The sequence below is a fragment of the Rhizobium changzhiense genome (genome assembly GCF_013087625.1).
Taxonomy (GTDB): Bacteria; Pseudomonadota; Alphaproteobacteria; order Rhizobiales; family Rhizobiaceae; genus Rhizobium; species Rhizobium sophorae.
This window is the reverse complement of record NZ_JABFCQ010000009.1, coordinates 60,442-86,061: the sequence shown is the minus strand read 5'-3', so window position 1 is coordinate 86,061 and position 25,620 is coordinate 60,442. Positions and strand designations below refer to the sequence as shown.

Genomic DNA, 25,620 nt, shown 5'->3' with positions numbered 1-25,620 from the left:
CATGCGGGGGAACAGTTCGGCGCAAGCCGGCGCGATCGTCTTCGAGACCGGCGTCGAATTTGCCGTGTGGTCGCATCATGCCGCACAGATCGAACTCTGCCTCTTCGAGGATGACGGCAACAGGGAATTCGCGCGCCTGCCGATGGCGCGCGACAGCAACTACTTCCATCGTCTCTTTGTCGACGGGCTGAAGGAGGGCGCGCGCTACGGCTATCGCGCCGACGGTATCTATGCGCCCGATAACGGCCTCTGGTACGATCCTTCCAAACTGCTGATCGATCCCTACGCCAAGGAGATCGACAGGCCGTTCCGCTACGATCCCCGCCTCGGCATCTTTGGCGAGGACAGCCAGGATCTGATGCCGAAGACAATCGTCACCACCGATACCCGAGCCGCGATCCGCAAGCCGCTGTTCAAGCCGGGCGGCTTTATCTATGAGGTGGCGGTGCGGCCCTTCACCATTCTCCATCCCGACGTGCCGGAAGCCCAGCGCGGCACGGTCGCAGCCCTTGCCCATCCTTCCGTCGTCGCGCATCTGAAGCGGATTGGTGTCGATGCCGTCGAACTGATGCCGATCACCGCCTGGATCGACGAACGCCATTTGCCGCCGCTCGGCCTGACCAACGGCTGGGGCTACAATCCCGTCGCCTTCATGGCGCTCGATCCGCGGCTCGTCCCCGGCGGCATGGTCGAGCTGCGCGAGACGGTCGCGGCCCTCCATGCCGAAGGCATCGCCGTCATCCTCGACCTCGTCTTCAACCACACCGGCGAGAGCGACCGTTACGGCGCGACGCTGTCGCTGCGTGGCCTCGACAACCTGCATTATTATCGCCACGCCCAGAATTGCCCGGGCGAACTCGTCAACGACACAGGCACCGGCAACACGCTCGCCTGCGATCATCCCGAGGTTCGCCGCCTCGTCGTCGACAGCCTGCGCCATTTCGTGCTCAACGCCGCCGTCGACGGTTTTCGCTTCGATCTCGCCCCGGTGCTCGGCCGCACCGCGACGGGCTTCGAACGCGACGGAACACTGGCCGCGATCCTCTCCGACGATGTGCTTGCCGACCGGATCATGATCGCCGAACCTTGGGATATCGGCCCGGGCGGCTACCAGCTCGGCAATTTCCCGCCGCCCTTCATTGAATGGAACGACCGGGTCCGCGACGACCTGCGCTGCTACTGGCGCGGCGACGATTGGAAGACCGGCGCGCTTGCAACCGCACTCGCCGGCTCCTCCGACATCTTTTCCCGCAACGACGGCAAGGAGACGCGAAGCGTCAATTTCCTCGCCGCCCATGACGGCTTCACGCTGATCGATCTCGTCTCCTATGCCGGAAAGCACAACGACGCAAACGGCGAACACAATCGCGACGGCCATAACGAGAACCACTCCTGGAACAACGGCGTCGAGGGGGAAACCGTCTATCCGACGATCCGCAAGCGTCGCCGGGACGATGTGATGGCGCTGATCTCAACGCTTTTTGCCACCCGCGGCAGCATCATGCTGACGGCGGGCGACGAGGGCGGCCGCAGCCAGCGCGGCAACAACAACGCCTATTGCCAGGACAACGAGATCACCTGGCTGGACTGGAAGGCGTTGGACGGGGATCTCATCGCCCACACCGCCTTCGTTGCGGGGCTACGCCGCCGCTTCACCGTCTTCTCCGAAACGGACTTCCTGTCAGGAAACGGCGATGTCGAATGGATTTCGCTCTCCGGTGAGCCGATGACCGTTGTCGAATGGGAGACGCCGTCGCTCTCCACCCTCGGCATGCTGTTGTCGACCGGTGACCGCTCCTCTCGCGACAGGCAGACCCGGCTTGGTGTGCTTTTCAACCGCTCGGGAAGCCGCCAATTTTTCACGCTGCCTTCTGAGGGCGAACCGAGCTGGCGCCAGTTGACCCCGGATGGAGCGAAGAAAACCGGTGGCCGCGCAACCGTCGAGCCGCGCTCGATTGCCTTTTTCGTAGAAAATTGACCGCCTCCCCTCCCTCGCGCAAATCCTTGTCGCAATCGTCACAAATGCACGATAAGGCTTTGCCGCGGCGGCTTATTTCACGAGGAATTCATGGTCACGGAAATTTCACTCTCCGACGTGCGGGGATTGATCGGCATGGAAACGGGCCTTTCGGATTGGGTCACCGTCGACCAAACGATGATCGACGCCTTCGCGTCGGCGACCGACGACCATCAATTCATCCACGTTGATCCCGCACGCGCGGCGGCCGAGAGCCCCTTCGGCGGCACCATCGCCCACGGCTTCCTGACCCTGTCTCTGCTGTCGACGATGAACTACAATTGCCTGCCGAAAGTGCGCGAGCAGACACTGGGCATCAACTACGGCTTCGATCGCGTCCGCTTCATGACGCCGGTGAAGAGCGGCGCCCGCGTCCGCGGCCGCTTCCTGCTCTCCGAAGCCCGCTTCCGCGGCGCCGGCATGCTGATGACCACCTATGACGTCACGATCGAGATCGAAAACGAGAAGAAGCCGGCGCTGACGGCAAAATGGATCACCATCATCCAATTCGACCCGAAGGACCGTCCCGACGACGTCTGAGCAAAACTGCTTTTGTTACTCGGCCGAATTGAACACGGCTTCGAGAGCGTGTCCGTCGGGATCCATGACGAACGCCGCATAATAGTGCTCACCGTAATGAGACCGCAGGCCGGGACGGTCATTGTCGCTTCCGCCATGCGCGATTGCCGCCGCATAGAACCGATCGACCGCCTGGCGGTTCGGCGCGGCAAACGCCAGATGAAAACCCGGTCCGGGCGCACGCTGACCGTCCGGGCGATGCTTGATCGCCAGCTTATCCCCGCCGCCGGGAGGACCGTAGCCGACTGCCTGCCCTGTTTGCCCCGGCCTGATATCGTCCCAGACCCTGATATAACCGAGCGCAGCAAGGGCAGCATCGTAAAATGCCGCCGACCGCTCGATGTCGGAAACGCCGAGGGAGGCATGGTGCAGCATCCGCTTACCTCTTGAACGAGCGCACGCCCGCGATTTGCCGAGACTCAGTGCCCCGCGTCATGAGCTGCCTCGTTCAGCAGCCCGAAGACATAATCCGAAAACGACCGCCAGCACTCCACCCGGAACGTGTCCTCTTCCGTACGGAAAAGTACGATTTCCGCCTTGCCGAAAATCGTGCGTGATGCGGCGCCGATCGGAAAGGAAAAAAGCGACAGATCCTGCGGGCAGCCGGCCGAAAGCGTCGCCTCGGCACCCGGTCCCGAGACGATGATCGCGACATTGCGGTGGGAAACGTCGGTCGCCGAATGCAGCGTGCCGGCGCCGGAAAGTGCTGCCATTAGATCGGCGCCGGCCTCGTCGATCACCAGCCACTCGTCCGGCCCAATCCAGAGCACCGATCGGGCGCCGGCCCGGCCGGATGTCTTCGGGGCATCCGGCAGCGCCAGGCCGAGAGCAGAGGAAATTGCTGCAAGCGATCCCGCCGGTGCGCGCAGCGCCACCCGGCTGACGGTGGGAGCGGTCGTCAGCCGCACCGCCGCGGAGCCGCCGAGACGTCCGGCAATCGCCGGTTTGCGAATTGCGACATCAGCCATGGATACGGCCCCCTTCCTTGTCAAAGAATACCAGATCCGTCACTTCGACGGCGATTGTCCGGTCCGGCATCGGCACATAGAGCGTCTCACCCATCCGCGCCCTACCGCCGGCGACGAGCGCGAAGGCGATCGACCTGCCGCAATTTTCCGACCAATAGGCTGATGTGACGTGGCCGAGCATGGTCATCGGCTTCGGCTCGTTCGGGCTCGCGACGATCTGCGCGCCTTCTTCGAGCACCAGCTTCGGGTCCTTGGTGATGAGGCCGACGAGCTGCTTGCGCCCGTCCTTGACGAGATCCGGCCGCTTCAACCCGCGAATGCCGACGAAATCCGTCTTTTTCTTCGAAACCGCCCAGGAAAGCCCAGCGTCATCGGGGGTTACCGTCCCATCCGTATCCTGCCCGACGATGATGTAACCCTTCTCGGCGCGAAGAACGTGCATCGTCTCCGTACCGTAGACGCAGGCGCCGAGCGGCTGGGCATTGGCCCAGACCGCTTCGAGCACCGATTGGCCGTAATCGGCCGGCACGTTGATTTCGAAGCCGGTTTCACCGGTGAAGGACACGCGGAAGAGCCGCGCCGGGACGCCGCAGACCGTGCACTCGGCAACGCTCATATGCGGGAAGGCCTCGTTCGAAAGATCGAGCCCTTCGACCAGCGGCGCGACGATCTCGCGCGCCTTCGGCCCCTGCACGGCGATGACAGCCCATTGTTCGGTCACCGAGGTCAGCCATACCTTCAGATACGGGAATTCCGTCTGCAGGTAATCTTCCATATGATGGAGAACGCGCGGCGCACCACCGGTCGTCGTCGTGACGTGGAAACGGTCGTCCGCCAGGCGCCCGATGACACCGTCGTCATAAACGAAGCCGTCCTCGCGGGTCATGATGCCGTAGCGGGCCTTGCCGGGCTTCAGCGTATCCCAGGCATTGGTGTAGATGAGGTTGAGGAATTCCGCCGCATCCGGCCCCACCACCTCGATCTTGCCGAGCGTCGAGGCGTCGAAGATACCAGCCGCCTCGCGTGCCGTCCGGCATTCGCGAGCGACCGCCTGGTGCATGGTCTCGCCGGCCTTCGGATAGAACCAGGCACGCTTCCAGTTGCCGACATCCTCGAAGACCGCGCCATGGGCTTCTTCCCAGTCGTGCAGCGGCGTCTTGCGTGTCGGATCGAACAGCTCTCCGCGCGAATGGCCGATCAGCGTACCGTAGGTGACCGGCGTATAGGGCGCACGGAAGGTGGTGAGTCCGACCTGCGGGATTTCCTTGCCGAGCATTTCGGCGGCAATCGCCAGGCCATGCATGTTGGACAGCTTGCCCTGGTCCGAGGCCATACCGTTGGTCGTGAAGCGCTTGATATGCTCGATCGAATGCATGCCCTCGCGCACGGCAAGGCGGATATCCTTGGCGCAGACGTCATGCTGGAAATCGATGAAGGCCTTGGCGTTGGTCTTTGGCCCGGCTCCTTCGGCAGCGCCGATCATGCCGCCCGTCCAATCATAAGCCTGCTCAGCCGAAATTGCGATCTTCTCGCCGCCACTTCTGCCGGTGGCCTGCGCCATCAGCTCGCCAGCGGCAAGCGATTCCTCGATCGTCCGCTGCAGGTCGTCGGTGCCGTTGCAAGCGCCGACCGAGAGGCAGTCCTGGGCATAGGAGCCGGGCAGGAAACGCTGGCTTTCGGCATCGAAGGCCACTTTACCGCGCGACTGCGAGAAGAGATGGACAGACGGCGTCCAGCCGGCCGAAACCAGCAGCGCATCGACCGCGATCTTGCGGGGCGAACTGCCGCCGTTGCGCGCCACCGTCATCGACGAGATGCGCAGCCGCCCCGACGTGTTGACGACCGATTGGCCGGCCAGAACATCGATACCGAGCGCCCGCGCCTCTGCCAGCACCGCCGCTCCCGGCGCCTGCCTGCTATCGACGATGGCGGCGATCGAAACACCGGATCGTTTCAGATCGAAGGCCGCCTCATAGGCCGAATCATGCGCCGTGTAGATGCCGACCTTGGTCCCGACCGCGACGCCGTAATGATTGAGGTACATCCGCCCCGCCGAGGCGAGCATGATGCCCGGCCGGTCGTTGTTCGGAAAAACCATGTGCCGCTCGATCGCGCCGGTGGCAAGGATCACGCGCTTCGCCCGGACCTGCCAAAGCCGCTCGCGCGGCAGATCGCGGGAAGGCTTGGCGATATGATCGGTGACGCGCTCGGCAAGACCGATAAAATTGTGGTTGTAGTAGCCGAAGGCGGTCGTGCGGGTGAGCACCTCGACATTGTCCATCGCCTTCAGCCGCGCCACGGCCTTCTGTGCCCAGCTATTGCCGTCCTGTCCGTCGATCGTCACGCCCGTATCGTAGCGCAATGCGCCGCCCGCTTCCGCCTGCTCGTCGCAAAGGATCACCCGCGCGCCGGTCTCGGCCGCAGCCAGCGCCGCCGAAAGCCCGGCAACACCGGCGCCGACCACCAGCACGTCGCAATGGGCGTAGCGGCTGGCATAATGGTCCGGATCCTCCTCCGTCGGGGCGACGCCGAGGCCGGCGGCGCGACGGATGAGCGGTTCGTAGACGTGTTTCCAGGCGGCGCGCGGCCACATGAAGGTCTTGTAGTAGAAACCGGCGGCGAAGAACGGCGACATCAGATTGTTGACCGCGCCGACGTCGAAGGCAAGCGAGGGCCAACGGTTCTGCGAGCTGACGATCATGCCGTCGAAAACTTCCTGCACGGTGGCGCGCACGTTCGGCTGCTTGCGCGCCGTATCGCGGGAAACGTCGATCAGCGCGTTCGGCTCCTCGGCCCCTGCCGACAGAATGCCGCGGGCCCGGTGATATTTGAACGAACGTCCCAGAAGATGCACGCCGTTGGCGATCAGCGCCGAGGCCACGGTATCGCCTTCGAGCGCCGTATAGTTCTTGCCGTCGAAGCTGAAGCGCGCGGTCCTGGCCGGTGTCAGGCGCCCCTTGCCGGCGATACGGTTCGCGCCGCTCATTGCGCCTCTCCTTCCACGGCTTCATATGTCTCGACAGGCCCATGCTGCGCGGCCGCCGCACCGATCTCAGGCTTCGGCTCACCCGCCTTGTAGGTCACGATGAACTTATCGGTCACCGTATCGCGCGCCGCGTTGAAAAAGCGCCCGCAGCCGTGAATGTGCCGCCAGCGTTCGAAGATCAGCCCCTTCGGATTGTCGCGCAGAAAGAAATAGGCCTCGAATTCCTCGTCCGAGATCGAGGCGATATCGGCGGGCCGCGCGATATGCGCGTCACCCGCGCCACGGAATTCGAGCTCGGAGCGCTCTTCCTGACAGTATGGGCAATAGATCAGCAGCATGTGTTACCCGTCTTAGAGTTCCGACCCGGAAACACTGGTTCCCGGAGGTTGATTGCAGAGACGCTTTCCCATCGTCACATAGGGAATGAGGCGTTTGAGAAGCTGTTCGAAATTGTCGTAGGGCTCCAGCACATCGGTCATCCCGATATTCGCAAAAGCCATCTTGGTGATATCGTTGTCGATCACGAAGGCACGTCCCGGCGCTCCGCCGACCTCAGGCACGAAATAGACGGCTGGTTTGCGCAGGATCAGCGCACAAAGCAGCGTGCCGCTCTCGGCGACGAAGGGCCACTCGCTTTCGCCGGCAGCCCTGTGGATCTTCTGCAGGCGGAAATCCTCAACGCCGGGAAAGACGTCACTGGCCGGCATGGCCGCGCCGTCGATCCCGATCGCGAGGAGAGCCGCCGTCCACATCAGTGCGCCACCGCCGCCGCCGCTGCTTCGTCGATCAGCCGGCCGCTGCGGAAGCGCTCCAGCGTCAGCCCGGCATTGAATTTGTGCGGTTCGTCGCGAGCAATCAGATGCGCAAAGAGATTGGCCGAGCCCGGCGTCGCCTTGAAGCCTCCGGTGCCCCAGCCGCAATTGACATAAAGCCCGGGAACCGGCGTCTTCGACTGGATCGCCGAACGATCCGGCGTGTTGTCGACGATGCCGCCCCATTGCCGCATCATCTTGACGCGCCGGAACATCGGGAAGAGCTCGCAGATGGCGTCGAGCGTGTGGGTGATAATCTGCAGCCCGCCGGTCTGGGAATAGGAATTGTACTGGTCGGTGCCGGCGCCGATGACAAGCTCTCCCTTATCGGACTGGGAGATATAGGCATGCACCGTGTTCGACATGACGACGCAGGGAAAGATCGGCTTCAGTGGTTCGGAAACCAGCGCCTGCAGTGGGCTCGATTGCAGCGGCACGCGCACCCCAGCCATCTGCATGACCGTTGTCGTATGGCCGGCCGCCGACACCGCCACCTTCCTGGCGCCGATGAAGCCGCGCGAGGTCTCGACCCCGGTCACCCGTCCGTCCGGACCGCGCCGGATACCGGTCACTTCGCAATTCTGGATGATGTGCACGCCGCGGTCTGAAGCCGCCCGCGCATAACCCCAGGCAACCGCGTCGTGCCGCGCCGTGCCGCCGCGCCGCTGCAGTGCCGCCCCGTTGATCGGGTAGCGCGCGCTGGCCGAGATATCGAGCGGCGGACAATAGGCCTTCGCCTGCTCCGGTGTCAGCCATTCATTGTCGATGCCGTAGAGCCGGTTGGCGTGGATATGCCGCTTGAAGGATTGCTGGTCGTGGATATTGTGCGAGAGCATCATCACGCCGCGCGGCGAATACATCACATTGTAGTTGAGCTCCTGGGAAAGCCCCTCCCAGAGCTTCATCGAATGCTCGTAGATGTGCATACTCTCTTCGTAGAGATAGTTCGAGCGGATGATGGTGGTGTTGCGCCCGGTATTGCCGCCGCCGAGCCAGCCCTTCTCGATCACCGCCACATTGGTGATGCCGTGCTCCTTGGCGAGATAATAGGCAGCACCCAGCCCGTGGCCGCCGGCGCCGATGATGACGACGTCGTATTCGGCGCGCGGCTCAGGCGAAGTCCACTGCTTCTCCCAACCCTTGTGGCCGCGAAGGGCCTCCCGCGCCACGGCAAAAACCGAATATTTCCGCATCCGCCTTCTTCTCCTTCGGGAAAGGGCTTGTTCTCCGCGCTCATACAAATCGCAAATCCAAATGCGGCACAACGGTTCTTTTGCGACGCCCGAGAGCGTTGCTTTCGACACGTCGAAGAGAAAACGCTTCAGCCGGATGGCGCAAGAGACGGCATTTCCGCCTGACCGCCGGCCCGGCCCTAACCCAAGAGGGTGAGAAGACAAGTAATTACTAAAATGTTAATAACCGCATGCACTGGGGTACGTGTATCATGTGGGGTTGGCGCTCAGTATCAGTCGCGACGCTTTGTGTCGCGTTAAGCAGCGCATGGCCGGCACTCGCCGCCGAGCCTGTCGGCCAAGCTGTCGTCATCAAGACGGAGGTGACCGGACAGAGCGGGCCGATCGAGGTCGACACCAGCGTTCACCGCAACGAGCGCATCCGCACATCGCCATCCGGACTTGGTCAATTCCTGTTTCGTGACGGCACAAAGCTCGCAGTCGGCTGGGGTTCGTCGGTTGTCATCGACAAATATGTCTTCGACGATTCGCAATCGGTCAAGAAACTGACCATCAGGGCGGCAAAGGGCACATTCCGCTGGGTCAGCGGCAGCTCCAACTCCTCGGCCTACCAGATCGTGACGCCGGCCGGCACGATCGGCGTTCGCGGCACCGCTTTCGATTTCTACGTCGGCCCTGATGGCACGACCGCCGTCGTGCTGCTGAATGGTGCTGCCCGTTTCTGCGGCCCGGGCGGCTGCCGGCAGTTGCAACAACGCTGCGATTGCGTGGTTGCCAAGCCGAACGGCGCTATGTCTGCGGCCCGCCGGGTCGACCCCAGCATCCTCGCGACGCTCGGAAACCAGCGCGCCCTACCCTTCCTCTCCGGCAATCAGCGACTTGCAGGCGGCATCGGCATGCTCGGCGGCTGCAATATGGCCTCAGCCGCGCCGGAAAGAAAAGACAGAACGCGGCCGCCGCCGGCAGTTGCGCCTGCTCCGCAAAGGCAGGATCCGCCACAGAGACAGGCCGAGCCGCAAAAGGAGCGGCCGAACAAGCCCGACAAGCCGCATCACGACAAGCCTCATCATGACAGGCCTCATCATGACAGGCCGCACCACGATAAGCCCCATCATGACAAGCCGGATAGGCCCGACAAGCATGATGGCCACGGCCGGCATGACGATGATGGCAAGCCCGGAAATCACGGTTTGGATCATCGGGGACACGAGCGCCACCATGATCGAGATCGAGATCACGACAACGATCGGAACCGCGACAGGGGTCATAATTTCAATCGCGGTCGCTGAGCCCTGTCAATCTGCGGCGCTTTTTTCGACCTCCTCCGGCACCTCGCGGAAATGATCGGCTCTGCGGGATACGCGCTCGTAGAATTCAGCCAGACCGCCGATCACCTGCACAGCCCTGAGCTTTGCCGTACCGATAAGCTTTCGGCTATTCCTTGAGTGTGATTGCAGGGCCTGCATCAACTGATTGTGGACGACCTTGAGCGCGGCAAATTCCCGAGATGCTGCGACCCGCTCATCGCCGACAACGGCGAGGATCTGTGTCCGGCTGCTCTTCCCCTTTAGCGGGAGCGCGCCGGCCTCGATCAGCGCCATTCCCGGCACTGACCGTGCCGTGCTGTCGGAAATGAGGATATCGAAGCCGACCTCCTTGCAGGAGGACTCGATTCGAGCCGCAACGTTGACGGCATCTCCGACAGCCGAATAGTTGAAGCGGGTCTTGGCGCCCATATTGCCAACGCAGGCAAGGCCAGTATGAATGCCGATGCCGATGCTGACTTGCTGATCGGGCCCGAAACCAAAGGCGTCGCCGGCGTTCAATTCGGCGAGTGTCTCGCGCATGGCAAGCGCTGCGCGAACAGCCTTAACTTCGTGATCCGCCACATCGACGGGGGCATTCCAGAACGCCATGATCGAATCGCCGATGAACTTGTCGAGCGTGCCTTCATTGGCCACGACATGGCGGCTCAGCGCGTCGAGCAACGTGTTCAGGAAAGCGACGACATCCGTCGGCGCCAGCCGCTCGCTCATTTCGGTGAAATTCCTGACGTCGACGAACATCATCGTCAACTCGCGGTCGTCTCCGCCGAGACGCAATGCGTCGCGATTATGCTCGATACGGTGGAGCAGCGACGGGGAAAGATAATGCCCGAAGGCGCGCCGCACCGCGCGCCGCTCTCGGTCGATCACCAGAATCCGGAACGAGGTCGCGGCAAAATGGATGATCGATCCGCTGACGATCGGAGCCAGGGGATCGAAGAGAAGCCCTGCATACAGAAACGAGAGCCAGGACGCCACCAGCGCCATGGCCGTGATCAGCAGGCCGCAGATCAGAGCGACGGCAGGGCTGACGAAGGTCGTCACGACGACGAGCAGGCAGCCGAGCACCGCAATCAGCAGGATTTCGAGCCCGTCTGCCCAGTCGGGCCGCGACAGGAAATGGCCGGAGAGGATCTGCTCGACGGCCTGCGCATGCAGCGAAACGCCGGGAACGTTCTCGCCGAGCGCGGTGACGCGGATATCCTGCAGCCCGGCCGCCGATGTGCCGACGAAGACGATGCTGCCGTCGATGGCGGCCGCGACCTCGGGAGAGGCCCCTCCGGCCGCGAGCACCTGACGGGCGGATATGTATCGCTCGGCCCGGTCGGGGCTGACATAGAGCCAGAGTTCGCCCGCCGCCGTCAGCGGCACGACGAAATCCCCGATCTTCGCCGATGTCATGATGCCGGCGCGATCGGGCGCCCCCGATAGCACATAGGTCGATACTCCCTGCGCCACGCGAAGAGCTTCGATCGCGAGATTCGGATAGAGCTGTTCGCCGTCTGTCAGGAACAGCGGCACCGCCCGCACCACCGGCGAGGGATTGCCGGGGTTGAGGCTGATATGGCCGAGCCCCGCGGCATTGGCCTCCAATTGCGGTCTGAGCGGTGTCGAGGCACCGAGATAGGGCGGAGCCGTGACAGGGCTTTCGCCGGTGAAGGCAAAGCCCGCCTTGACGGGTGGGCGGTAGTTGCCCTCGTTGGAAAGACCGAAGCCGAGCACGACGGGTTTTCCGGCAATCGAACGAGCGAATATCTCGTCATTATCGGGCAACTGCTCAGCGAGGGAAGGATCCACACCGGCAACGTCGCGCACAACATTGCGCGGCGACAGTCGGTCCGGCTCGGCGAAGAGAACATCGAAGGCAATGGCCGAGGCACCCATCTCCGAAAGCCGGTCCACCAGCAGAGCCATTCGGTCCCGCGGCCACGGCCACTGGCCGAATTCGCGCAACGACGTCTCGTCGATGTCGATCACGCGGACCGGCATCGGCTCGAAGGTCCTGGGAACCAGCCGCTGATACTCGTCGAAAGTCACGCCGCGGATCAGCTTGAAAATCCCGGGATCGCCTGCCCGGAGGATCGTCAGCATGGTCACGATCGCCAGGCCGATAACGACACCGATTTGCTGCACGCGCGTCATGATCTCACCGGCTGTCCCCTCCGACGGCCGACAGAACGGCCCGCACCTGCCGGCAGACAGGCTACGCCGCTTTCGGTCCAAACGCCATTCGCAGATGCATCAGGGACGCTGTCTTTTCAGCCTCCCGCATTTCGTTTTCCGGCGGACGGCGGGGAACCGTCTTCAATCAGGCCACGCCTCCAGTTTTGGCCGGGCTTTTGCCTGGATGACAAGGCTTCGAGCTTGCCCGGCGCGCGGCGAAATGTTCTTGTAACGATCGAAAATCGTATGCTTTTCGAGAGAAGGATGAAGGTCGCCGTGATTTCCGAATCCGCCGCACGCCGCAGGGGCTACTGGCTGATTGTCGTCGTGCTGGCAATGCTCGCAGGGCTGCCGCTTGCCGTCTGGCTTGATATCAGCGATCTGTCGGGGAATACCCTGCGCCGTCAGGCGCGCGACATGAGCTCGCTGATATCGAGCATCCGCTCCTATTATTCCGCGAATGTCGTTGGGCGCGTTCTTGCCGCCCATGCCAGCGGCGCGACTGGAGGCACGGTCGTCTCTCACACTTACGCGAATATTCCAGGTGCCATCCCGCTGCCGGCCACGCTCTCGCTGGAACTCGGCGACGTCATCAGGGAGCAGCAGGCCAATATCACCTACCGTTTCGTCTCCGACCTGCCGTTCGAGAGCCGCGCATCTCACGAACTCGACGATTTCGAGAGACAAGCGCTCGCCGCATTGCGCGCCAATCCGCAGCAGACGCTGAACGATCTCACCCGCGTCGGATTGACCGATACCTTGCGGTTCATCACCCCCGTCGTCATGGGCCAAGCCTGTGTTGCCTGTCACAATACCCATCCCGAAAGCCCGAAGACCGATTGGAAGGTGGGCGATGTGCGCGGCATTCAGGAAGTCATCATCCAGCAGCCCTATGCGAGCAACGTCTTCGCCTTCAAATACCTGCTCTGCTATTTTCTTTTCGTCGCCGTTATCGGCCTCAGCTTCATTGTGCTCCAGCGGCAGCAGACGCGCGCAATCCACAGCGCCAACCAGGACCTGGAAGCGGCAAACGAATTCCTCGCCAGCGTTTCCATGAAGATTTCGCGCTATCTCTCACCGCAGATCTACAAGAGCATCTTCTCCGGGCAGAAGGACGTCGTCGTTCATACCGAGCGCAAGCGCCTGACGATCTTCTTCTCCGACATCAAGGACTTCACGGCGACGACCGAGCGCCTGCAGCCGGAGGCCCTGACGGAGATGCTCAACGAATATCTGACCGAGATGTCGAACATTGCCCTGGAGCACGGCGGCACGGTCGACAAGTTCATCGGCGACGCGATGCTGGTCTTCTTCGGCGATCCCGAAACCAAGGGGCCGGAGGAGGACGCGAAAGCATGTCTGCGCATGGCCGTCGACATGCAGCGCCGTCTCGGCGAACTCAAGGACAGATGGCGCAGAAACGGTACCGAAGAACCTTTCGTCGTCCGCATGGGAATTAACAGCGGTTATTGCAACGTCGGCAATTTCGGCAGCAGCGACCGCATGGACTATACGATCATCGGGGCGGAGGCCAATCTCGCAGCCCGGCTGCAATCGATCGCCCAGGGAGGAGAGATCGTCATCAGCTACGAAACCTATGCGCTGGTGAACGAAATCGTCGACGCTCACCCCTTGCCGCCGATCACGATGAAGGGCATACAGCGCGAGATCGTGCCCTATGGGGTGGATGGGCTAACGCTCGGTGCGGACCACAAGAGCCGCGTTCTGAGCGAGCACCTCTCCGGCCTCGACCTGCACCTGGATATGAGCCGGCTGGAGCCTGCCGATCGCCCAAGGGTCAGGACGGCTCTCAAGGAGGCAATCGCCGCGCTGGATGAAGCCGCGCCCGAACCGGCCGGATCATGACCGGATCAGGGGAAGCGTGATTTTTCCGCATGCCTTCCATATCCATCTGGACTTCCCGTACCCAATCTGCTATCCCGCATCACCAATCGCAAGGCTGCGGCCGCGCGAACGTTATTGTTTTGCCTCTGGCCGCTGCGCCGCCTCCGGCATCAACCAACCAAAGGAACGTGATTCTCGTGCAGGTACTTGTCCGCGATAACAATGTTGATCAGGCTCTCCGCGCTCTCAAGAAGAAGATGCAGCGCGAAGGCATTTTCCGCGAAATGAAGATGCGCGACTACTACGAGAAGCCGTCGCAGAAGCGTGCTCGCGAAAAGGCCGAGGCTGTTCGCCGTGTTCGCAAGCTGGCCCGTAAGCGCGCCCAGCGCGAAGGTGTGGTCGCTCGCTGAGCGTTGCCGTCGTTTTTTCGACGTTTTCAGATGCATTGTGGCGGGGGCGATGGGTTCGCCGCCGCTTTTTTAGTTTGCCGCTGAAGATCGCATATCCGCGCACCGGATATGCCGCATGGGGAAAGCGAGCCCGAATGGCTGTCAACACCTTTAATCCGTCCCGCACTTTGCGCTTGCAGAAAACGGCATTCCTGCCGGCTTTGGCACTGGCGGCAATGTTCGGCCTCGCAGGCTGCGAGACGACCAATACCACGGATGCCGTGATCCGCATCGATAAGGCGCAGGGTTCGGAAGAGAATATCGCCTCGCTGACGGCGGTCATCAACGCCAATCCGAGGGATCCCGAAGGTTACAACGTCCGTGGTTCCGCCTATGGCCGCGCCGGTCAGTTCCGCCCGGCGCTGAACGATTTCAACACGGCATTGCAGATCAATCCGCGGTTTTTCCAGGCTTACGCCAACCGCGCTCTCGTCTATCGCAATATGGGCCAGCAAGCCCAGGCGATTGCCGATTACAATGCCGCCCTGCAGATCAACCCGAGCTACGACGTCGCCTATATCGGCCGCGGCAATGTCTATCGCATGGCCGGCCAGGATGACCAGGCCTTCAACGATTTCGACAAGGCGATCCAGCTCGGCACCACCGACGGCCGCGCCTATCACAATCGTGGTCTGATCTATCAGAAGCGCAATCAGCAGGACAAGGCGATCGACGATTTCTCGAAAGCGATCTCGCTCGCGCCGAATTCAGCCGAGCCCTATAATGGCCGCGGCATTTCCTATATCGCGCTGAACGACGACGACAACGCCTTTGCCGATTTCAACCATGCGATCGAGCTTAACGGCAACATCGCCGAATCATGGGCCAACCAGGCGCTCGTCTACGAACGCCGCGGCGACAAGGCGAAGGCTGCCCGCTCCTATCGCCACGCGATCGGCCTCGATCCGAAGTACCAGCCGGCTCGCGACGGCCTTGCTCGCGTCGGCGTCGCCCCAGCCGGCTAACGACATGGTCGGGCGGCAGGAGCGATCCTGCCGCAAAAGCGGCCGTACGGCCTCAAAACGAGACGCCGCAAAAGATCCGCCGCTCTCGACGACCTGTCATAGTATGTTGCAACCTGCTCTTGCTCCCCCTAACATGGCGCTGCTTCGATAGCCTGCTATCGGGCATTCTAAAACGAGTTGAGGGCGGTTTGCGAGAGATGCGGATCTTTGCTTTCCTGGCCGCAAAGGAAAACGGTTGCGGGCCACGTGCATTACAGCGCCGCGCGTCTTTTCAGACGGGCAAAAGACCCTGTAACACTCTGTGGCGCAACAAATGAAGATTGTCGCGCTGTTCTTTCCCAAAGCCTCGATCGGCACCTATCTCGTCGCCATGGCGGTGGCGATCGCGCTGCCGATCTTCGCTTTTGTGACACTGCTGCTGCTGCAGCTGGAAGACAACCAGCGTTCAACGCTGCGGCGCGAGACGGCCCAGGATGCGCTCGCCCTTTCGCGCATCATCGACCGTCAGCTTCAGGATATGGCAACGACGCTGCGGCTGCTTTCGAGCTCGCCGGAGCTTGAAAACGGCAATCTCGCCGCCTTCCATGAGCGCACCGAAACGGCCCTCAGAGACAATACGCTTTTCGTCATCGCCGTCGATCGCACCGGCCAGCAGCTCCTGAACACGCGTCGGGCATTCGGCACGCCGCTCGGCAAGACGGCGAACATCCCTGCCCTCGAGGCGGTCATGGCGTCCGGTCGCATCGAGGCCTCCGACGTCTTTCGCGGCCGAACCAGCGGCGAATGGGTCTATAACGTCACCCTGCCGCGGAAGAACGATCCGGTCGCAGCCCTCATCATTACCCAGAATGCCACTGATCTGCGCAAGCTCGTGACCACCGAGGGCCTTGCCCCCGGCTGGTCGGCCGCCGTCATCGATCAGAGCGGCCACGTCGTCGCCGCCACCGGCCCCGCCAATCTCGAACCGGGCACGCCCTTCGATCCGCGCATCCTGCCGGCCTTCACTGCTTCCCGCGGCGTCTTCCAGGACGAGACGATCCTGCCGCACATGCTGCTCGGTTATGCCCGGATTCCCGGCTGGTCGTGGAAGACGGTGATCTGGGGACCGATCGCTCAGGCTTCGATCCTCAGCACCTGGCGTTTCCTCATCATCGGCGGCGTGGCCCTTGTGCTCGTCGCCGTGCTGGGTGCCTATGCCGTCGCAAGACAGGTGCGAACCACCATCCGCGATATCGCCGACATGGCGAACCGCATGGGCGAAGGCCATATCGTCTCGCCGGTCGAGACCAGCGTCATCGAGGCCAACCAGGTGGCAATTGCCCTTTCGAACGCCTCTTTCGATCGTAGCGAGACCGAGGACCGACTTCGTTTCGTCATGCACGAACTCGTCCACCGCACCAAGAATCTACTGACACTTGCCCAGGCAATGATGCGCCAGCTCGCCAAGCAGTCCGACAGCGTCGAGACCTTCCGCGCCGCCGTCGCCGACCGCCTCGAAGGGTTGGTGCGTTCGATCGAGCTGCTGACCAGCGAACAATGGGGAGGCGTATCGCTGCGGCGGGTCGTCGACATCCATTTGCACGCCTTCCCGCAATCGCGCGAGCAAATCGACATCAGCGGCGAAGACTTCGTGCTGAAGCCGGATGCAGTGCAGAATCTCGGCCTCGCCTTGCACGAACTCGCCACCAATTCGGTGAAATACGGTGCGCTCTCCGTACCGCAAGGCCGTGTCCGCTTCGAATGGCGAGATGCCAGCGAGGAAGACAAGCCGGATGCCCTGCTCCGCTTCACCTGGGAAGAGCGCGGCGGCCCGCCCGTCACCGAGCCGTCGCGCTCGGGTTTCGGCACGACCGTTATCAAGGCTCATGCCGCCTCCGCCTTCCGCGGCACGGTTGAGATCGATTTCCGGCCCGAAGGCCTGTTATGGGTGCTGACGGCGCAGCGCGCCACGCTGGAGCGGGAATAGAGCGCCGCGCGTCACTTCAGACGCGCTAAGGACGCTCTATCACTTTGAATCTGCGCCTCGGAACAATCGCTACCTCCACCCGTTTCGGACAGGTCATTCCAAAGGAGAAAGACCATGTTCAAGCAAACGATGATCGCAGCCGCGGCAGTGACAGCCGCTGCCTGGGCGAGCCCGGCGGGCGCGGAAAACTATGTCACGCTTGGCCGTCTGGTTTGTGGATCGGATGGCGGCCAAGGTCTGATCGTCACCTCGCAGAAGAACCTTATCTGCACCTACACGTCGGCGGCCGGCGGCGCCAAGGCAGTCTATGCCGGCAAAATCGAGAAATTCGGCCTCGATATCGGCCAGACCGGCAAGAGCGTCATGATCTGGCAGGTGCTGGCAAAGACCGGCACGGATATCCCGCAATTCGCCCTCGCCGGCGAATATTATGGGATCGGCGCCGATGCGAGTATCGGTGCAGGCGCCGGCGCTAAAGTCATCGCCGGCGGCACCGACAAGGCCTTCATGTTGCAACCGTTGAACGTCCAGGCTCAGGAAGGGTTGAACCTGGCGATCGGCGTCGAGAAGATGACACTCGTACCGGGCGAGACCTGACGAAAGCGCAGACAGCGATTGCCGATCGTTGCGGCATGGGGATGCAGCCTATGAATCAAACAGCCGCCCGAAGAGCGGCTGTTTTGGCATCGGTCAATGCGCGAGCGCCTTGTTGATATCCTCGGTCATCTTCTTCGCGTCCCCCAGCAGCATCATCGTCCCGTCCTTGTAGAACAGCGTATTGTCGATGCCGGCATAACCCGAGCCGAGCGAGCGCTTGACGAAGAGGCAGGTCTTTGCCCGGTCGACGTCGAGGATCGGCATGCCGTAGATCGGCGAAGTCTTGTCGTCACGCGCCGCCGGATTGGTAACGTCGTTGGCGCCGATGACATAGGCGACATCGGCCTGGGCGAATTCGGAATTGATGTCCTCTAGCTCGAACACCTCGTCATAGGGAACATTCGCTTCGGCGAGCAACACGTTCATGTGGCCGGGCATGCGGCCTGCGACCGGATGGATCGCATATTTTACCTCGACACCGTTTTTCTTCAGATTATCGGCGAGTTCACGCAACGCATGCTGGGCCTGGGCGACCGCCATGCCGTATCCCGGCACGATGATGACCTTCGACGCATTCGCCATCAGATAGGCCGCATCCTCGGCCGAGCCGAGCTTGACCGTCCTGTCTGACGTGTCAGGTCCACTGGCCGCCATCTCACCGCCGAAACCGCCGAGGATGACGGAGACGAAGGAGCGGTTCATGCCCTTGCACATGATGTAGGAAAGGATGGCGCCGGAGGAGCCGACGAGCGCGCCCGTAATGATCAGCGCCAGATTGCCGAGCGTGAAGCCGATGCCGGCCGCGGCCCAGCCTGAATATGAATTCAGCATCGACACGACCACCGGCATATCGGCCCCGCCGATCGGCACGATCAGCAGAACGCCGAGCGCCAGCGACAGCGCGACGACGGCCCAGAAGTCGAAATGACTCTCGGTGGCGGCAAGTCCGATGATGAAGAGCACGATCAGCACCAGCAGACTCGCATTGATCACATGCCGGTAGGGCAGCAGGATCGGCTTGCCGGACATGCGTCCGTCGAGCTTCAGGAAGGCGATGATCGAGCCGGTGAAGGTCAGCGCCCCGATCGCCACGCCGAGCGCCATCTCGACGCGCGCCTCGGTGTGGATGTGACCGATCTCGCCGATGCCGAAGGAAGCAGGCGTGTAGAGCGCCGAGGCCGCGACCAGCACGGCGGCAAGGCCGACCAGTGAATGGAAACCGGCGACGAGCTGCGGCATCGAGGTCATGGGGATGGTGCGGGCGACGTAGGCGCCGACGCTGCCGCCGATGGCAAGGCCAAGGACGATCAGCACGAAGCCGCCGAAACTCGGCGTCGCCAGCACCAGCGTCGTCAGGATCGCGATCCCCATGCCGATCATGCCGTAGAGATTGCCCTTGCGGCTGGTGGCCGGATGCGACAGGCCGCGCAGCGCCAGGATGAAGAGCACGCCGGAGACGAGGTAGAGGAAGGCTGCGATATTGGTCATCAGTTCCTCACCGATCCTTCTTGCGGTACATCGAAAGCATCCGCTGCGTGACGAGGAAACCACCGAAGATGTTGACCGAAACGAGCACGAGGGCGACAAAGCCGAAGCCGGTTGCAAGCCCGCTGGTCGAGATGCCGACCGCCAGAAGCGCGCCGACGACGATGACGGAGGAGATCGCATTGGTGACGGCCATCAGCGGCGTATGCAGTGCCGGCGTCACCGACCACACGACGTAATAGCCGACGAAGATCGATAATACGAAGATGGCGAGCTGGAAAACGAAGGGATCGATCGCCCCGCCGGTCGCAGCACTTGCCGCTTCCGGTGCCTGGGCCGCCGCCGCGATGACGGCGGTCACAGCCTGGTCGAGCTGCTCCAGCGCTCTGTCCATTGCTTCACTGGCCATCAGATGTCTCCCTTCTTCGCGCCGCCGAAGGCGGGATGAACCACATCGCCGGCATAGGTCAGCATCGTCGCCTTGACGAGCTCGTCGTCGAGATTGACGACGACGCTCCGGGTTTCCTTGTTGACCATGGTCTCGAGGAAGGTGACGAGGTTCTTGGCGTAGAGCGCCGAAGCGCTGGCTGCAACCCGACCCGGCACGTTGGCGAAACCGATCACCCTGACGCCTTCGACATCGGCGACCTCGCCGGGAACGACGCCCTCGATATTGCCGCCGCGCTCGACCGCAAGGTCGACGGCAACCGCACCTGATTTCATCGAAGCGAGCATGGCGCGCGAAACGAGGCGGGGCGCCGCACGACCGGGGATCAGCGCGGTGGTGATGACGATATCCTGCTTGGCGATGTGTTCGGCAACCAGAGCCGCCTGTTTCGCCTGATAGTCGGCGGACATTTCCTTGGCATAGCCGCCGGCCGTTTCCGCCGCCTTGAACTCCTCGTCCTCGACGGCGATGAACTTGGCGCCGAGCGAGGCGACCTGCTCCTTGGCGGCGGGGCGAACGTCGGTGGCCGAGACCGCCGCCCCGAGACGGCGCGCGGTCGCGATCGCCTGAAGACCGGCGACGCCGGCGCCCATGACGAAGACCTTGGCGGCCGGCACGGTGCCGGCCGCCGTCATCATCATCGGCATGGCGCGGTCATAAACCGCCGCCGCCTCGATGACGGCCTGGTAACCGGCGAGATTGGCCTGGGACGACAGCACGTCCATGGACTGGGCGCGGGTAATGCGCGGCATCAGTTCCATCGCGAAAGCCGAGAGCCCGGCACTTGCCAGTGCCGCGATCGCTTCGTCATTGCCGTAAGGGTCCATGATAGCAATGATCACGGCGCCGCTTTTATAGCCGGAGATTTCCGATCCGCTGGGACGGCGCACCTTCAGCACCACGTCGGCCAAGGCTGCATCCGCAAAACTGCCGATCCTGGCACCGGCGGCCTCGAACTCCCCGTCCGGAATGCGCGACGCTGCACCGGCACCGGCTTCGACGACGACGTCGAAACCGAAACTCTTCATTTTCTTCACGGTCTCGGCGGAGGCCGCAACGCGCGTCTCCTCGCCCGCAATTTCCCTTGCAACGAAAACGATATTGCCCAACTGCCCCCTCCTCCGGGTCAGCCAGACCGCCGCAGGCTTCCCTGCGCGGGCCAAGCACCTCATTCAAAAAGCTTCGGAGAAGCCTCTTCTCCCCTCAAAGCGCCGTGCGTCCTTTCGGACGCACAAAGGACGCTCTGACCCTCTGAATCTGCGCGATCAGCGGAGCAGGAAGATGCCGGCAGCGAGTAGAATGATAAAGACGAAGAGACCGCCGAGAAGGCCGGCGCCGCCGAAGAAACCGGCGGTCATCGCGAGCAGGAGGACGATGAGAAGCATCGAGCCGTATTTCGCGCTGGCGATGAACATGTCGTAGGTCTTTTCATGTTCCTTGTAATCCATCGGCGCGCCGGTCTCGACCGGTCCGGTATGATGTTCGGCCATAAATATCGTCTCCCTGAAATGCCTCTGCGCTGCTTGATTCCCCAGCCTGAACGAGGGAAATCTCTTCCTGCAGGGATTACACAATGACAGGCGAAAGCGCAATGCATGAGAACGCCGCAGCCGCGCGTGGCAACCGCGATGCCAGCGGCCCGAACGGACCCGAAGAACGGCTGATATCGCCTGCGTCCGCCGCCCTCATCTGCCCCGGCGAAGATCGTCTCTCCATGAGGAACAAGGGTGATTACAGCGGCAGGTCGGTGCCGAGTTCGCCTTGCGGTACGAAACGGGCCGTCGGAATGATGGTGAGCGGCGGCAGCGTGTCGTTGGGATTGCGCGAAAACATCATGCGCTGCTCGCTGGCACTGGAGATGAAGAAGGGATAGCGCGTCAACAGCTTGCGCCCGACCTCGATCACGTTCGTCGCCATCAGCGTCACGTCAACCCCGTAACTCTCCGCCAGCCGGCCGGGCACGATAGTATCGGCATAGAAGACCCGCTTGTAGAAGGCGGCATGCGGGGGCCGGACGGACTGAATAACGCGGTCCGCCCGGAAATACGCTGCCGCAACGATGGCGGGTCTCAGCGTCAGATAGGGAACCCATGGCATGTCGGCAGTGAACTCCGGATCGACCGCGAAACGCGCCGGGTCGATCAAGGTCAGCCCGGCGTCCAAAAGCTCATCCATCGCCTCGGGAAAGGCCTCTCCGGACCGGCTGATACGATGCTCCGGCGTCACGTAGTGAATTCGGATCGTACTGACCAGTTCGCCATAATAGTACAGACCGAAGATATAGGCATGGCTGTCGAAATCGACATCGTCCAATAGCCCTTCCGGGGCAAGCGACAGCGCGTCGTGGGCCTTGTAGGCCTTGTAGCGCAGCCGCTCCACTTCCTCCATGTCTTCGCCGCTTTCGACGCGGCGATACTCTACATTATCCAGAATTTCCAGGATTTTCCTGCTGAAATCGCCACGCGTAAAAAGTGTGTCTGACATTCTCTCGATCCGCTCGTTAACGGATCATTAATCATACGCCAGCGGCACATAGGCAAGAAAATCTAAGAATTTGCGTTGGATTTAAATTATTAAGGTTAACGGGGCGCAAGATTTTCGACTGGATAACCAGTCACTTGCAGGCGGCTTAGGCGACCTTGTTGCGACGGCGCGGGACGGTGCGGCGGCCGATTCCCTCTTGCAGCAGCCTGATGTTCTGGGAAGGCACCGGTTGCGAGAAAACATAGCCCTGTACCAGATCGGCGCTGCGGTGCTTGTTGAGCAGGGCCAGCTGCTCCTCGGTCTCTACGCCTTCGATGACGATCTTCAGGCCGAGTTCCCGAGCGAGATGGACCGTACCGCGCAAGAGCTTGAGGCGGCGGGTATCCTCGACGATGTTGCGCACGAAGGAGCGATCGATCTTGACGATATCGAGCGGCAGCGTGTCGAGATAGCTGAGGCTGGAGAAACCGGTGCCGAAATCGTCGATGGCAATGGTGATGCCGCGGGACCTGAGCTCCGCCAGGATGGCGCGCACCGCCGCCGGCTCGTCGATCAGGCAGCTTTCGGTGACTTCGAGATGCAGCCGCGCCGCATCGAGGCCGGAATGGGCAAGCGCTTCGGCGACCACCGAGAGAATATCGGCATCGCGCAGATCCCGCGCCGAGAGGTTGACCGAGACGGCGATATGTTCCGGCCAGGTCATGCATTCGCTGCAGGCCTTGAACAGCACGAAGCGGGTGATGTCGGAGATGATGCCCATATCTTCGGCGAGCCGGATGAAGACGTCGGGCGGGATCGAGCCCCTCTCCGGATGCACCCAACGCGCCAAGGCCTCGGCACATTCGATCCGCGAGCCGTCGGCCCGGAACATCGGCTGGAAGACGAGATGCAGCGCCTTCGCCGAGACCGCGTCGCGCAGATCCGCCTTCAGCTTCTGCTGCTCGATATAGCGGCCGTCCATCTCCCGCTCGAAGCCGGAAATGCCGCCCTTGAAGCGCGACTTGCTTTCGAACAGGGCAAGATCCGCCTTGACGCTCCATTCGTCCATCGCGAACGCGTCGCTTTCGAGAATCGCATAACCGGCGCTGAGCGAAACGAGAAAAGTCACTTCGTCGACCTCGTAGTGGCCTTGTATCGCAGCGTGAACGCGGCGGATTTCGCGGTCGAGCGAGGCCTGCTCCTTCGCACGCGGGAAGAACAGGATGAACTGATCGCCCATCAGCCTGCCGAGGATGGCATTGCCGGAAGCCTGTTTGATGCGGGCGGCGATAGCGCAGAGCAGATGGTCGCCGGTCACATGGCCGCGCATGTCGTTGACATGTTTGAACTCGTCGATATCGAGCACCATGAAGCCGAGCGGTCCGTTCTTCTTCGGATACTTGGCAAAATACTCCTGCACCAACTGGCCGAAATATTCCCGGTTGGGCAGGCCGGTCAGCGCATCGAAGCGCACCATGTGCAGGATCTTCTGCTCCGCCTTCACCCGGCTCGACACGTCCTCGAAGATCAGCACGGCGCCGCCGTCGGCCCTGCGGCTGGCGGAGAATTCGAGCGACAGGCTCTCGGGAAAATGAATGAGCGTGCGCGACAGGTTACCTTCTGCCACCTGGGTGAGCTGGCGCAGAATGAGCTCCGGCTGCGAGGCATCCATAAAGCTGTACCGCGCGCCGTAGCGTAGCACCGCGCCGAGATCGCGATCCTTCAGCCGCTCCGGCGCACCGATCTTCAGCAGCTCGCAGGCCTTGCGATTGACGACCTGGATGCGGTTTTCGGCATCGACCATGACCAGGCCGTGCGGCATGTTGTTGAGTGCCGTATCGAACCGGTCGGCGATGATGGTGATTTCCCGGCGCGCAATGACGTTCTCATAGAGGAACTCGCGCACGCCGTTCGCCATGGCCCGCGTCGTCAGCCAGAAAGGAATGAGGAGGATCGACAGCACGCCGCGATAGAAATCTAGCACCAGCAGGCTGCAGACGATCATCGGCAGGCAGCAGAAGAACGTCTGGAGGTCGACTGCGAAGCGCGAGCCGTAGTTGCGGCCGACGACGGAAACCATGGTTGCCATGGTGACGGAAATGCAGGCAAGCTCCGCAAAGGAATCGCGCACGACGAAGATGGCGTAGCCGCTGGCAATGCCGAGGAGCGCCGTGGTGCAGGCTCCACTGGCAACGAGAATCCGCTCCCAACGCTCGATTCCGGCGCGCGACAGGCTCTGCTTGTCGACACGATCGAACTGCCGGAAGATGGCCATGCGACCGCTGAAGACCAGCAGGAAGGCTACCGACAGCAGGATGTAGATGGAGTACTGCGTCTTGGCAGCCACTGCAAGGCACGTCGCCACATGCACGATCACGCCAACAAGAAGCGTCATGCGGTTCCCGGAAAGGGAACTCACAAACGACAGATACACATCTATAGGGACCCTGTTCGGGTTATTTGGCTTCATCCACACTTTCCCTGTGCGCGGGAATTCTAGGCCCAACCCTTTAAAAATTGATTTCAATGGAATCAAACATTTGGTCAAATTTTCTAAAACCACAGGATGAACCGCACAGCCTTCGCGAGTTAATGCAGCCTACCGGCGAGATTACCGAAATAATTTATCCACGCCTGGGTTGTTGAAATATTCGACAGCCATGTGGTCTGACCTGCGCACCTACGACTATACTCCAACGCAAGGCATTTATCCTTCCAATTTCAAAGACCGTGGTCTACATCGATTGCAACAGGGAAAAGCTGCCGGAAAGCCGGCGGGACAAGAATAAGGGGAGGCGAATGTCGGTACTTCTGGCCGCAAGCCGGCTGATCGATTCGATCAGTCAGTTCATGGGCAAACTTTCCGAATATATGGTGCTGTTCTGCTGCCTGATCAGCGCCGGTAACGCCATCGTCCGTTATGCCTTCAACTACAGTTCGAACGGCTGGCTGGAGATCCAGTGGTATCTCTTCGCCTTCGTCGTCATGCTCGGCGCCTCGCATGCGCTGCGCAACAATGAACATGTGCGCGTCGATCTGATCTATGGTTCGGTTTCCGACAGGGCGAAGATCTGGATCGACATTGTCGGCCTCATCCTCTTCCTCCTCCCCGTCTGCGTCTTCCTCACCTGGGTCTGCTGGCCCTTCTTCGCACTGTCCTACCGGCAAGGGGAAATATCGGGCAACGCCGGCGGGCTGATCCGCTGGCCCGTCAAGCTGATCCTCGTCGCCGGCTTCGCGTTGCTTTCCCTTCAGGGCGTTTCCGAACTGATCAAGCGGATTGCAGCCGTTACCGGCCATATCAGCATCGATACGAAATACGAAAAACCGCTGCAGTAGGGCGGGCTGGGAGAAACGGA

Annotated in this window: 22 protein-coding genes; 9 read left to right on the top strand and 13 right to left on the bottom strand. The window is 62.0% G+C overall.

Annotated elements, in window-relative coordinates; all coding sequences use genetic code 11:
* Window position 1 precedes the first annotated feature (1 nt).
* Window positions 2-1,978: a glycogen debranching protein GlgX gene (glgX, locus tag G9X68_RS30100; RefSeq protein WP_171605500.1), complete on the top strand. Its 1,977-nt coding sequence runs from the start codon at window positions 2-4 to the stop codon at window positions 1,976-1,978.
* A 90-nt stretch (window positions 1,979-2,068) separates the two neighbouring features.
* Window positions 2,069-2,557 (top strand): MaoC family dehydratase, encoded by a 489-nt coding sequence (locus G9X68_RS30095; RefSeq protein ID WP_171605499.1) that lies wholly within the window; start codon window positions 2,069-2,071, stop codon window positions 2,555-2,557.
* A gap of 15 nt (window positions 2,558-2,572) precedes the next feature.
* On the opposite strand, the gene G9X68_RS30090 is transcribed toward G9X68_RS30095, so the two are convergent.
* Genes G9X68_RS30090 through G9X68_RS30065 form a run of 6 tightly spaced genes read right to left on the bottom strand, consistent with a single transcriptional unit; the run spans window position 2,573 to window position 8,555 of the window.
* Window positions 2,573-2,971: a VOC family protein gene (locus G9X68_RS30090; RefSeq protein ID WP_171605498.1), complete on the bottom strand. Its 399-nt coding sequence runs from the start codon at window positions 2,969-2,971 to the stop codon at window positions 2,573-2,575.
* A gap of 44 nt (window positions 2,972-3,015) precedes the next feature.
* Window positions 3,016-3,564, bottom strand: coding sequence for a sarcosine oxidase subunit gamma (locus G9X68_RS30085; RefSeq protein ID WP_171605497.1), 549 nt, complete (start codon window positions 3,562-3,564; stop codon window positions 3,016-3,018).
* Complete coding sequence (locus tag G9X68_RS30080; RefSeq protein WP_171605496.1) at window positions 3,557-6,550, bottom strand: sarcosine oxidase subunit alpha; 2,994 nt, start codon at window positions 6,548-6,550, stop codon at window positions 3,557-3,559. Before G9X68_RS30080 ends, G9X68_RS30085 begins: the two co-directional genes overlap by 8 nt.
* On the bottom strand, window positions 6,547-6,888 hold the full coding sequence (locus tag G9X68_RS30075; protein ID WP_027667789.1) for a sarcosine oxidase subunit delta: 342 nt from the start codon (window positions 6,886-6,888) through the stop codon (window positions 6,547-6,549). Before G9X68_RS30075 ends, G9X68_RS30080 begins: the two co-directional genes overlap by 4 nt.
* Before the next feature lie 12 nt (window positions 6,889-6,900).
* On the bottom strand, window positions 6,901-7,302 hold the full coding sequence (locus G9X68_RS30070; RefSeq protein WP_171605495.1) for a hypothetical protein: 402 nt from the start codon (window positions 7,300-7,302) through the stop codon (window positions 6,901-6,903).
* Window positions 7,302-8,555 (bottom strand): sarcosine oxidase subunit beta family protein, encoded by a 1,254-nt coding sequence (locus tag G9X68_RS30065; protein ID WP_018497539.1) that lies wholly within the window; start codon window positions 8,553-8,555, stop codon window positions 7,302-7,304. Before G9X68_RS30065 ends, G9X68_RS30070 begins: the two co-directional genes overlap by 1 nt.
* Window positions 8,556-8,806: 251 nt before the next feature.
* Between G9X68_RS30065 and G9X68_RS30060 the strand changes: the two genes are divergently transcribed.
* Complete coding sequence (locus tag G9X68_RS30060; RefSeq protein WP_171605494.1) at window positions 8,807-9,844, top strand: FecR family protein; 1,038 nt, start codon at window positions 8,807-8,809, stop codon at window positions 9,842-9,844.
* 6 nt (window positions 9,845-9,850) lie between these two features.
* On the opposite strand, the gene G9X68_RS30055 is transcribed toward G9X68_RS30060, so the two are convergent.
* Window positions 9,851-12,022: a CHASE2 domain-containing protein gene (locus G9X68_RS30055; RefSeq protein WP_171605493.1), complete on the bottom strand. Its 2,172-nt coding sequence runs from the start codon at window positions 12,020-12,022 to the stop codon at window positions 9,851-9,853.
* 285 nt (window positions 12,023-12,307) lie between these two features.
* Here G9X68_RS30055 and G9X68_RS30050 point away from each other — a divergent pair, with 285 nt between their 5' ends.
* The 5 genes from G9X68_RS30050 to G9X68_RS30030 all read left to right on the top strand — a co-directional run bounded on the left by G9X68_RS30050 (window position 12,308) and on the right by G9X68_RS30030 (window position 17,865).
* The gene (locus G9X68_RS30050) at window positions 12,308-13,909 is read left to right on the top strand and encodes an adenylate/guanylate cyclase domain-containing protein (protein ID WP_171605492.1); all 1,602 of its coding nucleotides are present in this window, start codon (window positions 12,308-12,310) and stop codon (window positions 13,907-13,909) included.
* 176 nt (window positions 13,910-14,085) lie between these two features.
* Window positions 14,086-14,298, top strand: coding sequence for a 30S ribosomal protein S21 (gene rpsU, locus G9X68_RS30045; RefSeq protein WP_018072771.1), 213 nt, complete (start codon window positions 14,086-14,088; stop codon window positions 14,296-14,298).
* 134 nt (window positions 14,299-14,432) lie between these two features.
* The gene (locus tag G9X68_RS30040; protein ID WP_171605491.1) at window positions 14,433-15,302 is read left to right on the top strand and encodes a tetratricopeptide repeat protein; all 870 of its coding nucleotides are present in this window, start codon (window positions 14,433-14,435) and stop codon (window positions 15,300-15,302) included.
* Window positions 15,303-15,615: 313 nt separating this feature from the next.
* On the top strand, window positions 15,616-17,268 hold the full coding sequence (locus G9X68_RS30035) for a sensor histidine kinase (protein ID WP_171605490.1): 1,653 nt from the start codon (window positions 15,616-15,618) through the stop codon (window positions 17,266-17,268).
* A 114-nt stretch (window positions 17,269-17,382) separates the two neighbouring features.
* Window positions 17,383-17,865, top strand: a complete 483-nt coding sequence (locus G9X68_RS30030; RefSeq protein ID WP_171605489.1) for a DUF992 domain-containing protein — start codon at window positions 17,383-17,385, stop codon at window positions 17,863-17,865.
* A 93-nt stretch (window positions 17,866-17,958) separates the two neighbouring features.
* Here the strand turns inward: G9X68_RS30030 and G9X68_RS30025 are convergent, their stop codons facing one another.
* The 6 genes from G9X68_RS30025 to G9X68_RS30000 form a co-directional block, all read right to left on the bottom strand.
* Window positions 17,959-19,353, bottom strand: coding sequence for an NAD(P)(+) transhydrogenase (Re/Si-specific) subunit beta (locus tag G9X68_RS30025; RefSeq protein WP_171605488.1), 1,395 nt, complete (start codon window positions 19,351-19,353; stop codon window positions 17,959-17,961).
* A gap of 7 nt (window positions 19,354-19,360) precedes the next feature.
* Window positions 19,361-19,759 carry a proton-translocating transhydrogenase family protein gene (locus tag G9X68_RS30020; RefSeq protein WP_171605487.1) on the bottom strand — a complete coding sequence of 133 codons (399 nt, stop codon included), beginning with the start codon at window positions 19,757-19,759 and terminating at the stop codon, window positions 19,361-19,363.
* The gene (locus tag G9X68_RS30015; RefSeq protein ID WP_171605486.1) at window positions 19,759-20,907 is read right to left on the bottom strand and encodes a Re/Si-specific NAD(P)(+) transhydrogenase subunit alpha; all 1,149 of its coding nucleotides are present in this window, start codon (window positions 20,905-20,907) and stop codon (window positions 19,759-19,761) included. The genes G9X68_RS30020 and G9X68_RS30015 overlap by 1 nt, the downstream gene beginning before the upstream one ends.
* A gap of 156 nt (window positions 20,908-21,063) precedes the next feature.
* A complete protein-coding gene (locus tag G9X68_RS30010) occupies window positions 21,064-21,288 on the bottom strand; it encodes an aa3-type cytochrome c oxidase subunit IV (protein WP_003542954.1) in 225 nt (74 codons plus the stop codon).
* Between the two features lie 241 nt (window positions 21,289-21,529).
* Complete coding sequence (locus G9X68_RS30005) at window positions 21,530-22,282, bottom strand: N-acyl amino acid synthase FeeM domain-containing protein (RefSeq protein WP_168308608.1); 753 nt, start codon at window positions 22,280-22,282, stop codon at window positions 21,530-21,532.
* A 145-nt stretch (window positions 22,283-22,427) separates the two neighbouring features.
* Window positions 22,428-24,731, bottom strand: a complete 2,304-nt coding sequence (locus G9X68_RS30000) for a putative bifunctional diguanylate cyclase/phosphodiesterase (RefSeq protein WP_171605485.1) — start codon at window positions 24,729-24,731, stop codon at window positions 22,428-22,430.
* 329 nt (window positions 24,732-25,060) lie between these two features.
* Between G9X68_RS30000 and G9X68_RS29995 the strand changes: the two genes are divergently transcribed.
* Window positions 25,061-25,600: a TRAP transporter small permease subunit gene (locus tag G9X68_RS29995; RefSeq protein ID WP_028742322.1), complete on the top strand. Its 540-nt coding sequence runs from the start codon at window positions 25,061-25,063 to the stop codon at window positions 25,598-25,600.
* The last annotated feature ends 20 nt before the right edge of the window (window positions 25,601-25,620 follow it).